This is a genomic window from Promicromonospora kroppenstedtii, from assembly GCF_044389675.1.
Classification (GTDB): domain Bacteria; phylum Actinomycetota; class Actinomycetes; order Actinomycetales; family Cellulomonadaceae; genus Promicromonospora; species Promicromonospora kroppenstedtii.
On the sequence record NZ_JBIRYI010000011.1, the window covers coordinates 95018 to 108460 of the forward strand.

A 13443-nucleotide genomic window follows, 5' to 3' on the forward strand; every position below is an offset into this window, starting at 1 on the left:
CACGGGGCGGCCGCGGCGTCGGCAGTTGGCATCGAGATCGGCTCAGGCCTGAGCCGATCTCGATGCCAACTGCCGACGCAACGGGCAGGCTGCCGAACTTGCCGCAGCCAGTTGCCGGACTCGGCGCAGCCCCGAGCTCTCCGGGCTCAGGCCTCGCCGCCGCCGAAGCGCTCGCGGTAGGCGTCCAGGTCGTCGTCGCTGATCTTCGCGAACAGCACCGGCGGCACCGTGAACGCGGTCCCGGCTGGCACGGCGTCGAGCGACGTCGCGGCCTCCGGGCTCACCCAGGTCGCGGTGTCGTCGGCCAGCGCGAACACGCGGCGCAGCGTGGCCGCCGTCTGCGGGATGAACGGCTCGGAGACCACCGAGTAGAGGTGGATCAGGTTCATCGCGGTGCGCAGCGAGACCGCCGCCGCCTCCGGGTCGACCTTGACCTGCTTCCAGGGCTCCTTCTCGACGAGGTACGCGTTGCCCGCCGACCACAGCGCGCGCAGGGCGTTCGCGGCCTTGCGGTACTGGAGGGCCTCCAGGTGCTCCTCGTACTCGGCCAGGAGCCGCGCCACCTCGGTGCCGAGCTTCTCCTCGGCAGTGCCCGGCGTGCCGCCCTCGGGGACGGTCTCGCCGAACCGCTTGGCCGAGAAGGTCAGCACGCGGTTGACGAAGTTGCCGAGGGTGTCGGCCAGGTCCTTGTTCACCGTGCCGGCGAAGTGCTCCCAGGTGAACGACGAGTCGTCGGACTCCGGGGCGTTGGCGATGAGGTACCAGCGCCAGTAGTCGGCCGGCAGGATCTCCAGCGCGGCGTCGGTGAAGACGCCCCGCTTCTGCGACGTCGAGAACTTGCCGCCGTAGTAGGTCAGCCAGCTGAAGCCCTTGACGTAGTCGACCATGGTCCACGGCTCGCGGACGCCGAGCTGCGTGGCGGGGAACATCACCGTGTGGAACGGGACGTTGTCCTTGGCCATGAACTGCGTGTAGCGCACGTCGTCTGCCTCGTACCACCAGGACTTCCAGTCCCGGGTCTCCCCCGGCGCGGCGGCGTCCGCCCACTCCTGGGTGGCGCCGATGTACTCGATCGGGGCGTCGAACCAGACGTAGAAGACCTTGCCGTCGGCCGCGAGCTCGGGCCAGGTGTCGGCCGGGACGGGCACGCCCCACTCCAGGTCGCGCGTGATGGCGCGGTCCTGCAGGCCCTCGGTGAGCCACTTCCGGGCGATCGAGGTGGACAACAGCGGCCAGTCCTTGCTGTTGCCGTCGATCCACGACTCGACCTCGGCCTGGAGCTTGGACTGGAGCAGGAACAGGTGCTTGGTCTCGCGCACCTCGAGGTCGGTCGAGCCGCTGATCGCCGAACGCGGGTTGATCAGGTCGGTCGGGTCGAGCACGCGGGTGCAGTTCTCGCACTGGTCGCCGCGCGCGCGGTCGTAGCCGCAGTGCGGGCAGGTGCCCTCGACGTAGCGGTCGGGCAGGAACCGGCCGTCGACCGGCGAGTACACCTGCCGGATCGCCCGCTCCTCGATGAAGCCGTGCTCGTTGAGCTGCCGCGCGAAGTGCTGCGTGGTCTCGGCGTTCTGCGGCGAGGAGCTGCGCCCGAAGTGGTCGAACGACAGCCCGAAGCCCTCGTAGATCTTCTTCTGGGTCTCGTGCGCCCCGGCGCAGAACTCCGCGACGGGCAGGCCCGCCTCGGCCGCTGCCAGCTCGGCCGGCGTGCCGTGCTCGTCGGTGGCGCAGATGTACAGCACGTCGTGGCCGCGCTGGCGCATGTACCTCGCGTAGACGTCGGCCGGGAGCATCGACCCGACCATGTTCCCCAGGTGCTTGATGCCGTTGATGTACGGAAGCGCACTGGTGACAAGGTGGCGAGCCATCGCTGGATGCTCCGATTCGTAGTTCTGGATCCGTGGGTCCGGGCGGGGTGCCCGGCGGGCTCGCGGAGCGAGCCACGGCCAAGCCTAGATCCACCGGGTGCCGGGGGCGGCATCGCGGTCACGGTGTGAGCGGCCGGACGCCGACGACGGCTCCGGCGCCGGCCGCCGGCCGGAGCCCGCGCGCGACCCGCGCCACGGCCTCGGCCAGCCGGTCCGGCGGGTTGGCGGCGTACCCGATCACCAGCCCGGGCGGTCCGTCGCCCACCCGGTGGGCCGACAGGGGGTGCACCCGGACCCCGGCCGCGGCGGCACGCCGGGCCACGTCGACGTCGTCGACGCCCGGCAGGGTGACCAGCAGATGCAGGCCGGCGGCCACACCGTGGGCCGCCGCGCCGGGCAGGTGCGCCGCCAGCGCCGTGAGGAGGGCGTCGCGCCGGGCGCGGTGGCGGCGCCGGACCTGGCGCAGGTGCCGCTCGAAGGCGCCCGAGGTGATGAAGTGCGCCAGGGCGAGCTGGGGCAGCGCCGGGCTGGCCAGGTCGGTCCAGTACCGGGCCTCGACCAGCTCGGACCGGAGCGCGGCGGGCGCCAGCAGCCAGCCGATCCGGATCCCCGGCGCGAGCGTCTTGGACACGCTGCCCAGGTGCACCACGTGGTCGGGCGCGAGGGCGCGCAGCGCGGGGACCGGCGGGCGGTCGTACCGGTGCTCGGCGTCGTAGTCGTCCTCGATCACGAGCCGACCGGGCGTCCCGTCCGGGTCGTCCGCCGGTCCGGAGCCCGCCCACGCGACCAGCGCGCGCCGCCGGTCGGGCGCGAGGACCACGCCGCTGGGGAACTGGTGCGCGGGGGTGACCAGGACGGCGTCGACCCCGGAACGACCCAGTGCCCCGACATCGAGGCCGTTCCGGTCGACCGGGACGGGCATGGGCGTCAGGTCCCACCGACGCAGGTGCTCGCGCGCGCCGTAGGAGCCCGGGTCCTCGAACCCGATCCGGGTGGTGCCGCGGGCCACGAGCGCACGGGCGAGCAGCATCAGGCCCTGGGAGACACCGTTGACGACCAGGATGTCGTCCGGGTGCGCGCGCAGGCCGCGGGTGCGGGCGAGCCATGCGGCGAGCGCCTCGCGCAGCGCGGGCAGGCCGCGGGGGTCGCCGTAGCCGAGGTCGCTGGAGGCGAGGCCGTCCAGGGCCGCGCGCTCGGCGCGGGCCCAGGCCGCACGCGGGAAGGCGGACAGGTCGGGCAGCCCGGGCGAGAGGTCGATCAGGTCGGCTTCCGTGCCGCCCGGAACCTCCGGCGCGAACGCGCCGGGCAGGCCGCCCGCCAGGCCCGGCGCCGACGGCCGGGCCTCCAGGGAGGCGCCGGGCGAGGCGCCGGGCACGGCGGCCGACGCCGCGGTCCTGGTCCCGGGCCCAGGCGCCGGCGCTGGTGCAGGCGCCCAGGCGGCGCGGACCGTCGTGCCGCCGCCGTGCCGCCCGGCGAGCAGGCCCTCGTCCGTCAGGCGCCGGTAGGCGTCGACCACCACGCCGCGGGAGCAGCCGAGCTGGTCGGCGAGCACGCGCGTGGCGGGAAGCCGGTCGCCCGGGACCAGGCGTCCGTCGGACACGGCGCGCCGCACCGCCTCGGCGAGCCAGGCGGTCAGCCCGCCGGCCGGGGCGTGGGCGGGGTCGAGCTGGAGAAAGTCGGACCCGGTCATTTGGTCCCCTCGAATTCTGACGTCTTGGCACTGTCAGATATACCAAGTCGCGGGCAGGCTCGCGGACATGACGACCAGCACCAGCTCCGCGCCGCACGCGGGTACCGGCACCGACACCGACCGGAGCAGCCCCGAGGCCCCCCGGACGGATCGGCACGGCCCCGCCTGGACCGGCCCACTGTTCGCGGCACTCGGCATGTCACTGGTGGGCAGCCAGGTGGCGGTCTCCGGTGTGCTCGCCGACGCGCCGCTGTTCGCGGTGCAGGCCGTGCGGTACACGGTGGCGGCCCTGGTGCTCGCGGTGGTGCTGCGACTGACCGGCCGGGCGCTGCCCGCACCCCGCGGCCGCGAGTGGGCCTGGCTCGCCGGCGTGGCGCTGAGCGGGCTGGTGCTGTTCAACGTGGGGGTGGTCCGCGGCGTCGCGCATGCCGAGCCCGCGGTGATCGGGGTGGCGGTCGCGGCCGTGCCCGTGCTGCTCGCCCTGGTGGGGCCGCTCCTGGGCGGTTCGCGGCCGACGCCGGCCGTGGTGGCCGCCGCAGCGGTGGTGACCCTGGGGGCCGTCCTGGTCACGGGCGGCGGACGCACGGACGCGGCGGGGGTCGGCTACGCGCTGCTCACCCTCGTGTGCGAGGCCGGGTTCACGCTGCTGGCCGTCCCCGTGCTGCGCCGGCTCGGGCCGCACGGCGTCTCGCTGCACGCGGTCTGGATCGCGGCCGTGGCGCTCTGGGCGCTGAGCCTGACGGTCGAGGGGCCGGGCGCCGTGCTGACCCTGCGGGCAGAGCACCTGCCGGCCACGCTGCACCTCGCGCTGGGCGTCACCGTCGTGGCGTTCCTGCTCTGGTACACCGCCGTCGGCCGGATCGGTCCGGGACGGGCGGGGCTGTTCACCGGCGTCGTCCCCGTGGCATCGGCCCTGGGCGGCGTGGTGCTCGGCGGGGCGGTGCCGGGGCCGGCCGTCTGGCTGGGCATCGCGATCGTGGTGCTGGGCGTCGCGCTGGGGATGGTCAGGCGACCGGCTGCGGGTCCCGGCCCAGCAGCCGCAGCGCGGCGAACCACGGGTCGGAACCGGTCGCGGTGAGCGGAGGCTCGAACACACCCGGCGTCCCGCCCGGCCGGGCGGCGATGGCGCTCGCGCTGTCGAGCACGAAGGCGACCGTGGCGTCGTCGGGCCGGTAGGTGGTGCCGACCGCGGTGGCCACGTCCCAGGCGTGCACCGCGGTGTCGAGGAGCTGCATGCCGAGCGCGAGGGTCGCCGGGACCCGGGAGTCGAACTCGGCCAGACGGACGGGGGCGTCCGGTTGCGCGCGTGCGGACGCCTCGCGCAGCGCCGTCGCGGACTCCGCCCACGCGCCGACGGCGCCGTCCGGGGTCACCTCCGGGCCCGCGTAGAGCGCGATGTCGGCGTCGCCGTCGCCGAGGGCGGCCGCGAAGCCGCGGTTCTGGCCGATCATGTGCGACAGCAGGGCGGCGAGGTCCCACTCGTCGCACGGCGTCGGGAGGTCGAGCGGGCCCCGGGCGGCCCGCTCGATCAGGCGGGTGGTGTCGGCGAGGGCGGTGTGGTGCAGGGTGAGCATCTCCGAATAAGTAAGCATGCGTAGACGATACACCCGCGCAGATCATAGGTTGGTGGTTAGGATCTCCGGGTGGAGCGTCCCGAGCTTGGCTATCTCTTCGACCGGCTGCTGCGGGTGGTGATCGCTCGTGAGGAGCCGATCCTCGCGGCCGCCGGCCTGCAGATGTGGGATCACGTGCTGCTCACGGCGCTCGCCCGGGGGGACGCCCCGACCCAGGCGCAGCTCGCGGCCGAGACCGGGCGCGACAAGACCCGGCTGATCGGCAACCTGGACCGGCTCGTCGAGCTCGGGCTGGTCAGCCGCGTGCCCGACCCGGCCGACCGGCGCAACCGCGTCGTCTCGCTCACCACCGAGGGGCGACAGGTCCTGGAGCGGTGCCAGACCGGCATCCGCGCCATGGAGACGGAGCTGCTGGGGGCCCTTCCGGCTGGCGAGCGCGCGAACTTCGAGCGGGCGCTGGTGGCCCTGGCCGCTTCCCTCGACTGACCGGCACGCCGAGCGGGTCAGAGGCGCCGGGCGCCCTCACTCCTCGAACCGGTACCCCGCCCCCGGGTGCGTCAGGATGTGCTTCGGGTGCGACGGGTCCTGCTCCAGCTTGCGCCGCAGCTGCGCCGTGTAGACGCGCAGGTAGTTGGTCTCCGTCGAGTAGGCGGGACCCCACACCTCGTGCAGCAGCAGCTTGCGGTCCACCAGCCGGCCGCGGTTGCGGACCAGCACCTCCAGCAGGGCCCACTCGGTGGGGCTCAGCCGCACCTCTTCCCCGGCGCGCGAGACCTGCCGCCGCGCCAGGTCGATCCGCAGCTCGCCCGCGGTGACCACGGGCTCCTCGGCCTGCGCCGGCTCCGCCCGGCGGACGGCGGCACGCAGGCGCGCCAGCAGCTCGTTCATGGCGAACGGCTTGGTCACGTAGTCGTCGGCGCCCGCGTCGAGCGCGTCCACCTTGTCGTCGCCGAGCTGCCGGGCGGACAGCACCACGATCGGCACCCGGGTCCAGCCCCGGATGCCCGCGATGACGTCGAGCCCGGGCATATCGGGCAGCCCCAGGTCGAGCAGCACCACGTCGGGCCGCGCCGACGCCACGGCGTCGAGCGCGGCGGCGCCCGTCGGCGCGGCGGTCACGTCCCAGCCGTGCGCACGCAGGTTGATCGCCAGCGCGCGGGCCAGCGCGGCGTCGTCGTCCACCACGAGCACGCGGTTGCCGGACGCCGTCCGCTGGCCCCCGCCGTCCACAGCACCGGTCACGGGACCATCCCATCACGCGGGACGGTCAGAACCATGGTCAGGCCGCCGCCCGGGGTGTCCTCGGCGGAGATGCGGGCGCCGACCGCGTCCGCGAGGCCCGACGCGACCGCCAGACCCAGGCCCAGGCCGTTCGCGCTCGTGTCGTCGAGCCGCTGGAACGGCTCGAACATGGTGACCTTGCGCTCGTCCGGCACGCCGGGGCCCGTGTCGGCCACGCGCAGCTCGACGGCGTCGCGCGCGGCCGAGGCGGTGAACAGCACCTTGGCGCCGGGCGGCGAGTACCGCACCGCGTTGGAGACCACGTTGGCCACCACCCGCTCGAACAGGCCGGGGTCGGTGTGCACGAGCGGCAGGTCCTCCGGCACGTCGAGCGTGAGGTCAGCCAGCCACGGCTCGACGGCGATCGGCACCACCTCCTCCAGCGACGCGGCGCGCAGCGCGGGCCGCACGGCGCCGGTCTGGAGGCGGGACAGGTCAAGCAGGTTGCCGATCAGCCGCTCGAGCCGGTGCGTCGAGTCGGCGATCGTCGCCGTCAGGACGTCGCGGTCCTCCCGGTCCAGCTCGACGTCCGGCGAGGCCAGGCCGTCCACGGCCGTGCGGATCGCCGCGAGCGGCGTGCGCAGGTCGTGCGAGACGGCGGCGAGCAGCGCGGTGCGGGTGCTCTCGGTGCGCTCCAGCACCTCGGCCTGGGCGGCCTGCTCACGCAGCCTGCGCCGCTCCAGGACGATCCCGGCCTGCGCCCCGAACGCCTCGACCACCTGCCGGTCGCTCGCGGGCAGCACGCGGCCGGCCAGGACCAGCCGGTGCCGGTCGTCGACCAGCACCTCGGTCTCGGTCTGCTCCGCCCCGTCGCCGCCAGGTCCGGGAGCGGACTCCGCTCCGGTGACCCACCGCTCGTGCGCCACCACGGACCAGGGCCCGCGGTCGTCGGCACGCTCCTCCAGGCGCACGTCGGACATCGCGAAGGTCTGGGCCAGACGGTGCACGATCGCCTGCGCCGTATCCTGGCCCGACAGCACCGACCGGGACAGCGCCGCGAGCGTGGACGCCTCGGCCCGCGCCCGGTAGGCCTGCGTGGTGCGCCGGGCGGCGAGGTCGACCACGGAGGCGACGGCCACGGCGACCACGACGAACACACCCAGGGCGAACACGTTCTCCGCCTCGGCGATCGTCCACCGGCCCACCGGATCCGTGAAGAACCAGTTGAGGCACAGGTTGGACACGACGGCGGCCACCACCGCGGGCCACAGTCCGCCGATGAGCGCCACGCCGACCACCCCGGCGAGGAGCAGCATGGCGTCCGTCGCGAGCGCGACGTCGTCCCGGCCGATCGCCAGCAGCCCGGCCGTGAGCACGGCGGGGACCAGCAGGGCCGACGCCCAGCCGGCGGCCCGGCGTCGTGGGGACAGCGACGAGTAGCGGGAGCGCACGCCCACACCGACCCGCGCCCGCTCGTGCGTCACCAGGTGCACGTCGATGGCACCGGACAGCCGCGCGATCTCCGCGCTGGACGAGCCCAGCAGCGCCTGCCGCCACACGGGGTGCCGGGAGACGCCCACCACGATCATGGTCGCGTTGACCCCGCGCGCGAACTCCACGACGGCGGACGGCACGTCCTCCCCCACCACCGTGTGGAACGCACCTCCGAGCGACTCCACCAGCGCGCGGTGCGCCGCGATCGTGGCCGACGGCGTCGACGGCAGGCCGTCGGTGGGCAGCACGTGCACGGCCAGCAGCTCGGTGCCCGCCGCCCGCTGGGCGATCCGCGCGGCCCGGCGCAGCAGCGTCTCCGTCTCCGGGCCGCCGGTGACGGCCACGACGATGCGCTCGCGGGCAGGCCAGGTGCCGCCGATCGAGTGGTCGGCGCGGTACCGGGTCAGGGCGTCGTCCACCCGGTCCGCGAGCCAGAGCAGCGCGAGCTCGCGCAGCGCCGTCAGGTTGCCCACGCGGAAGAACGACGACATCGAGGCGTCGATCTGCTCGGCGCGGTACACGTTGCCGTGCGCGAGCCGGCGCCTCAGCTGCTCCGGCGAGAGGTCGACGAGCTGGATCTGGTCGGCCTCGCGGACCACCTGGTCCGGCACCGTCTCGCGCTGCCGCACCCCGGTGATCGCCTCGACGTCGTCCGTGAGGGACGCGATGTGCTGCACGTTGACCGTGGTCACCACGTCGATCCCCGCGTCCAGCAGGTCGTGCACGTCCTGCCAGCGCTTGGCGTGCTGGGAGCCGGGCGCGTTGGTGTGCGCCAGCTCGTCGACGAGCACCACCTCGGGGGCGCGCTCCAGCACCGCGGCGACGTCGAGCTCGGTGAGCGTGGAACCGCGGTGCTCGGCCAGCCGGCGCGGGATCATCTCCAGGTCGCCGATCTTGGCGACCGTCGCGGCGCGGCCGTGCGTCTCGACCAGCCCGATGACGAGGTCGGTGCCGCGCGCCCGGCGGCGGTGCGCCTCGTCCAGCATGGCGTAGGTCTTGCCCACGCCGGGGGCCGCCCCCAGGTAGACGGTGAGGCGGCCCCGGCGTCCGGTGGTCATGGGTTCAGTGTGCGTCATCGAGCGCGAGGTTGAGCTCGAGCACGTCGACCCGCGGCTCGCCCAGCACGCCCAGGTCGCGCCCGGCCGTATGCGCCTCGACCGCGGCCTCGACGTCGGCCACCGGCAGGCCGCGCTCGCGCGCGACCCGGGCGACCTGGATCGCGGCGTACTCGGGGCTGATCTGGGGGTCCAGGCCCGACGCGGAGGCCGTGACCGCGTCGGCCGGGACGTCCGCCGGGTCCACGCCCTCCAGCTCGGCGACGGCGGCCTTGCGCTCCTCGATGGTCGCCACCAGGTCGGGGTTGAGCGGGCCCAGGTTGGAGCCGCCCGAGGCCAGGGCGTCGTACCCGTCGCCCGCGGCCGACGGACGGGGGTGGAAGTACTGCGCGCCTTCGAAGCCCTGCGCGACCAGCGCCGAGCCCACCGCCTCCGACCGGTCGGTCGTGTGCGAGCCGTCCGAGCGGACGAGCGAGCCGTTGGACTGCCAGGGGAAGGCCACCTGCCCGACGGCGGTCACCGCGAGCGGGTACGCCAGGCCGACCAGGAGGGTGAGGACGAGCAGCATGCGCAGTCCCGCCAGCGAGTGCCGGGTCAGCGTCGCGAGCTCGCTCGCCACCGTGGTGCTTGCCATTGTGATTTCCTTTCCGGATCCGGTGCGCGGGGCTACAGGCCCGGGATCAGCGAGACGACGAGATCGATGAGCTTGATGCCGATGAACGGCGCGACCAGGCCGCCCAGGCCGTAGACCAGCAGGTTGCGCTGCAGCAGCGACGACGCCGAGGCCGGCCGGTACCGCACGCCCCGCAGCGACAGCGGGATCAGCGCCAGGATGATCAGCGCGTTGAAGATGACGGCCGACAGGATCGCCGAGCCCGGGCTCGCCAGGCGCATGACGTTCAGCACCTCGAGCTGCGGGAACACCGTCATGAACATGGCGGGCAGGATCGCGAAGTACTTCGCGACGTCGTTCGCCACCGAGAACGTGGTCAGCGCGCCGCGCGTGATGAGCAGCTGCTTGCCGATCTCCACGATCTCGATGAGCTTGGTGGGGTCGGAGTCGAGGTCCACCATGTTGCCCGCCTCCTTGGCGGCGGACGTGCCGGTGTTCATCGCCACGCCGACGTCGGACTGGGCCAGTGCCGGGGCGTCGTTCGTGCCGTCCCCGGCCATCGCGACGAGCCTGCCGCCCTCCTGCTCGCGCTTGATGAGCGCGAGCTTGTCCTCCGGGGTGGCCTCCGCCAGGACGTCGTCCACCCCCGCCTCCGCGGCGATCGCCCGCGCGGTCACGGCGTTGTCGCCCGTGACCATCACCGACCGGATACCCATGGCGCGCAGCTCGTCGAACCGCTCGCGCATGCCCTCCTTGACCACGTCCTTGAGCCGGACGACGCCGAGGATCCGCGCGGGGGCCTCGCCCACCTGCTCCGCCACCACCAGCGGGGTGCCACCACGGCGGGAGACCGCGTCGATGTGCCCCTCCAGCTCGGTGCGCTCCCTGTCGGAGAGCTGTGCCCCGGTGCTGTGCACCCAGCGCTGGATCGCGCTGCCCGCACCCTTGCGGATGCGATGGATCTCGGTGTGCCCGGCGCCCCCGGCCTCGGTGGTCCGGGTCAGCGGCACATCCACCCCGGACATACGCGTCTGGGCGGTGAACGGCACGAGCTCGGCGTCCACCGGGAGCTCCTCGACCGTCCCGGCTCCGCCGCTCGAGAGGCGCATGCCGTCGACGAGCTCGACGATGCTGCGCCCCTCCGGGGTCTCGTCCGCGAGGGACGCGAGCCGGGCCGAGGCCGCCAGCTCACGCGGGGCGACCTTCCCCAGCGGGAGCACCTCGGTTGCGCGCCGGTTGCCGTACGTGATGGTGCCCGTCTTGTCGAGCAGCAGCACGTCGACGTCGCCGGCCGCCTCCACGGCGCGGCCCGACATCGCCAGCACGTTGCGCTGTACCAGTCGGTCCATGCCCGCGATGCCGATCGCGCTCAGCAGCGCGCCGATCGTCGTCGGGATCAGGCAGACCAGCAGCGCCACCAGCACCAGCAGCGACTGCCGCGAGCCCGAGTAGACCGCGAACGGCTGCAGCGTGGCAACCGCCAGCAGGAACACGATCGTCAGCGACGTCAGCAGGATGTTCAGTGCGATCTCGTTCGGCGTCTTCTGCCGCTCGCTGCCTTCGACCAGGGCGATCATCCGGTCCACGAAGGTGGCCCCGGCGGGCGCCGTGATGCGCACGACGACCTGGTCCGAGAGCACCACGGTGCCGCCGGTGACGGCGCTGCGGTCGCCGCCGGACTCGCGGATGACGGGGGCGGACTCGCCGGTGATGGCCGACTCGTCGATGGACGCGACGCCCTCGATGACGTCCCCGTCGCCCGGGACCGTCTCGCCTGCGGCGACCACCACGACGTCGCCCCCCTGCAGCGTCGAGGACGGCACCTCGACGGTCGGCAGGTCAGCCAGGCCGCTCGTGTACCGGAGCGTGTCCCGCGGGGCGTCGACCTTGTGCGCCGTCGTCTGCTGCTGCGTGGCGCGCAGCGTGGAGGCCTGCGCCTTGCCCCGCGACTCCGCCACGGACTCGGCGAGCGTCGCGAAGAGCACGGTGGCCCACAGCCACACCGCGATCCACCAGGCGAACACGCCCGGCTGGACGATCGCGAGCACCGTGGTGACCAGCGCGCCCACCTCGACCACGAACATGACGGGCGAGGTGTACAGGACGCGCGGGTCGAGCTTGCGCAGCGCGCCCGGGAAGGCGGACCGCAGCTGCGTCCAGGTCAGGGCGCGCGGCGCGGCGGAGCGCTCGGCCCGCTGCGAGCCGGCCCCGCCGGACGCGGGTTCTCGGGTGGGGACGTCCGGGATGTTCCGGGTGTCGATGGTCATGACAGGGACTCCACAACGGGACCGAGGGAAAGAACGGGGATGAAGGTGAGACCCACGACGATGATCGCCACCGTCGCCAGCAGGCCCGCGAACAGCGGGCGGTGCGTGGGCAGGGTGCCCGACGTCGCGGGCACGGCCGTCTGGCTCGCGAGGCGGCCGGCGAGGGCCAGCACCAGTGCGATCGGCACGAACCGGCCGGCCAGCATCGCGATGCCCTGGGTCACCTCGTAGAACGGGGTGCCGCTGGTGAGCCCGCCGAACGCGGAACCGTTGTTGTTCGCGGCGGAGGCATAGGCATAGAGCACCTCGGACAGGCCGTGCGGGCCCGACTCCTGGATGCCGGCCAGGCCCGGCTCGACGACCACGGCGATCGCCGTGCCCACCAGGACCAGCGCGGGGACCGTCAGCACGTACAGCGCGACGAGCGTCATCTCGGGGCGGCCGATCTTCTTGCCCAGGTACTCGGGCGTGCGGCCCACCATGAGCCCGGCGATGAACACCGCGACCACGGCCAGCACGAGCATGCCGTACAGGCCCGCGCCGACGCCGCCGGGGGCGACCTCGCCGAGCAGCATGTTGAACAGCACCACGCCGCCGCCGGGGGCGGTCAGCGAGTCGTGCGACGCGTTCACCGCGCCGGTCGACGTCGCCGTGGTCGCCACCGCGAACAGCGCGCTGCCCGCCAGGCCGAACCTGGTCTCCTTGCCCTCCATCGCGGCGCCCGCCGCCTGGGGCGCGGCCCCGGGGCCCGCCATCTCGGCCCAGGTGGTCAGCGCGAGCGAGGCCGCGAACAGGCCGGCCATGACGCCGAGGATCGCCCAGCCCTGCCGCTTGTCGCCGACCAGGATGCCGAACGTGCGGGGCAGCGTGAACGGGATGAGCAGGATCAGGAAGACCTCGACCAGGTTGGTGAACGGCGTCGGGTTCTCCAGCGGGTGGCCGGAGTTCGCGTTGAAGAAGCCGCCACCGTTGGTGCCGAGCTCCTTGATGGCCTCCTGCGAGGCGACCGGGCCGCCGAGCGACTGCTGGGTCGCGCCCTCGACCGTGGTCAGCGCGGTGTGCGGGTCCAGGTTCTGGATCACGCCGCCGGCCATCAGCAGCACCGCGGCCACCAGGGACAGGGGCAGCAGGATGCGAGTCACGCCGCGGGTCAGGTCGGACCAGAAGTTGCCGATGCGGGCGTCCGTCCCGGAGCGGGCAAACCCGCGCACCAGAGCTATCGCAACCGCCATGCCGACGGAGGCCGAGACGAAGTTCTGCACGGCCAGGCCGGCCATCTGTACCAGGTGCCCCGCGGCGGCCTCACCCGAGTACCACTGCCAGTTGGTGTTGGTGGTGAAGCTGACCGCGGTGTTCCAGGCACCGGCCGGGTCGAAACCGGTGAAGCCCAGGCTCCACGGCAGGTACGCCTGCAGCCGCAGCATGCCGTACAGGAACAGGACCGAGACGAGCGAGAACCCGAGCAGGGACATCAGGTAGGTGGTCCAGCGCTGCTCGGCGTCCGGGTCCACGCGGACGACGCGGTACCAGAGACGCTCCGCGCGCAGGTGCTTCGGGCTGGAGTAGACGCGCGCCAGGTAGGCGCCCAGGGGAACGTGGACGGCGGCAAGCACGGCGACCAGGACGGCCACCTGTGCCACCGCGACGAGGACTGCGGAGCTCAT

At 73.8% G+C, this 13443-nt stretch carries 10 protein-coding genes; 2 read left to right on the forward strand and 8 right to left on the reverse strand.

Going from position 1 to position 13443, the window contains the following annotated elements; genetic code table 11:
* Positions 1 to 146: 146 nt before the first annotated feature.
* Complete coding sequence (gene metG / locus ACH47X_RS18255; RefSeq protein WP_397405942.1) at positions 147 to 1865, reverse strand: methionine--tRNA ligase; 1719 nt, start codon at positions 1863 to 1865, stop codon at positions 147 to 149.
* A 118-nt stretch (positions 1866 to 1983) separates the two neighbouring features.
* A complete protein-coding gene (gene pdxR, locus ACH47X_RS18260; protein WP_397405943.1) occupies positions 1984 to 3555 on the reverse strand; it encodes a MocR-like pyridoxine biosynthesis transcription factor PdxR in 1572 nt (523 codons plus the stop codon).
* A 67-nt stretch (positions 3556 to 3622) separates the two neighbouring features.
* Between pdxR and ACH47X_RS18265 the strand changes: the two genes are divergently transcribed.
* The gene (locus ACH47X_RS18265) at positions 3623 to 4633 is read left to right on the forward strand and encodes a DMT family transporter (protein WP_397405944.1); all 1011 of its coding nucleotides are present in this window, start codon (positions 3623 to 3625) and stop codon (positions 4631 to 4633) included.
* Here ACH47X_RS18265 and ACH47X_RS18270 read toward each other — a convergent pair.
* Positions 4560 to 5147, reverse strand: coding sequence for a TIGR03086 family metal-binding protein (locus ACH47X_RS18270; protein WP_397405945.1), 588 nt, complete (start codon positions 5145 to 5147; stop codon positions 4560 to 4562). The two genes, ACH47X_RS18265 and ACH47X_RS18270, sit on opposite strands and share 74 nt — an antisense overlap.
* Positions 5148 to 5198: 51 nt before the next feature.
* On the opposite strand from ACH47X_RS18270, the gene ACH47X_RS18275 reads away from it, so the two are divergent.
* Positions 5199 to 5615, forward strand: a complete 417-nt coding sequence (locus tag ACH47X_RS18275) for a MarR family winged helix-turn-helix transcriptional regulator (protein WP_397405946.1) — start codon at positions 5199 to 5201, stop codon at positions 5613 to 5615.
* A gap of 36 nt (positions 5616 to 5651) precedes the next feature.
* Here ACH47X_RS18275 and ACH47X_RS18280 read toward each other — a convergent pair whose 3' ends face one another.
* Genes ACH47X_RS18280 through kdpA form a run of 5 tightly spaced genes read right to left on the reverse strand, consistent with a single transcriptional unit; the run spans position 5652 to position 13443 of the window.
* Entirely contained in the window at positions 5652 to 6371 is a 720-nt protein-coding gene (locus tag ACH47X_RS18280; protein ID WP_397405947.1) for a response regulator, read from the reverse strand.
* Positions 6368 to 8902 carry a DUF4118 domain-containing protein gene (locus ACH47X_RS18285; protein WP_397405948.1) on the reverse strand — a complete coding sequence of 845 codons (2535 nt, stop codon included), beginning with the start codon at positions 8900 to 8902 and terminating at the stop codon, positions 6368 to 6370. Before ACH47X_RS18285 ends, ACH47X_RS18280 begins: the two co-directional genes overlap by 4 nt.
* A gap of 4 nt (positions 8903 to 8906) precedes the next feature.
* The gene (gene kdpC / locus ACH47X_RS18290; RefSeq protein WP_397405949.1) at positions 8907 to 9533 is read right to left on the reverse strand and encodes a potassium-transporting ATPase subunit KdpC; all 627 of its coding nucleotides are present in this window, start codon (positions 9531 to 9533) and stop codon (positions 8907 to 8909) included.
* 32 nt (positions 9534 to 9565) lie between these two features.
* The gene (gene kdpB, locus ACH47X_RS18295; RefSeq protein ID WP_397405950.1) at positions 9566 to 11779 is read right to left on the reverse strand and encodes a potassium-transporting ATPase subunit KdpB; all 2214 of its coding nucleotides are present in this window, start codon (positions 11777 to 11779) and stop codon (positions 9566 to 9568) included.
* The gene (gene kdpA / locus ACH47X_RS18300) at positions 11776 to 13443 is read right to left on the reverse strand and encodes a potassium-transporting ATPase subunit KdpA (protein WP_397405951.1); all 1668 of its coding nucleotides are present in this window, start codon (positions 13441 to 13443) and stop codon (positions 11776 to 11778) included. The genes kdpB and kdpA overlap by 4 nt, the downstream gene beginning before the upstream one ends.

Excerpts from the sequence above, each read along its gene's own strand:
- metG (WP_397405942.1), bottom strand. The coding sequence starts at position 1,865 with ATGGCTCGCCACCTTGTCACCAGTGCGCTTCCGTACATCAACGGCATC.
- pdxR (WP_397405943.1), bottom strand. The coding sequence starts at position 3,555 with ATGACCGGGTCCGACTTTCTCCAGCTCGACCCCGCCCACGCCCCGGCC.
- ACH47X_RS18265 (WP_397405944.1), top strand. The coding sequence starts at position 3,623 with ATGACGACCAGCACCAGCTCCGCGCCGCACGCGGGTACCGGCACCGAC.
- ACH47X_RS18270 (WP_397405945.1), bottom strand. The coding sequence starts at position 5,147 with ATGCTTACTTATTCGGAGATGCTCACCCTGCACCACACCGCCCTCGCC.
- ACH47X_RS18285 (WP_397405948.1), bottom strand. The coding sequence starts at position 8,902 with ATGACCACCGGACGCCGGGGCCGCCTCACCGTCTACCTGGGGGCGGCC.
- kdpC (WP_397405949.1), bottom strand. The coding sequence starts at position 9,533 with ATGGCAAGCACCACGGTGGCGAGCGAGCTCGCGACGCTGACCCGGCAC.
- kdpB (WP_397405950.1), bottom strand. The coding sequence starts at position 11,779 with ATGACCATCGACACCCGGAACATCCCGGACGTCCCCACCCGAGAACCC.
- kdpA (WP_397405951.1), bottom strand. The coding sequence starts at position 13,443 with ATGAGCTCCGCAGTCCTCGTCGCGGTGGCACAGGTGGCCGTCCTGGTC.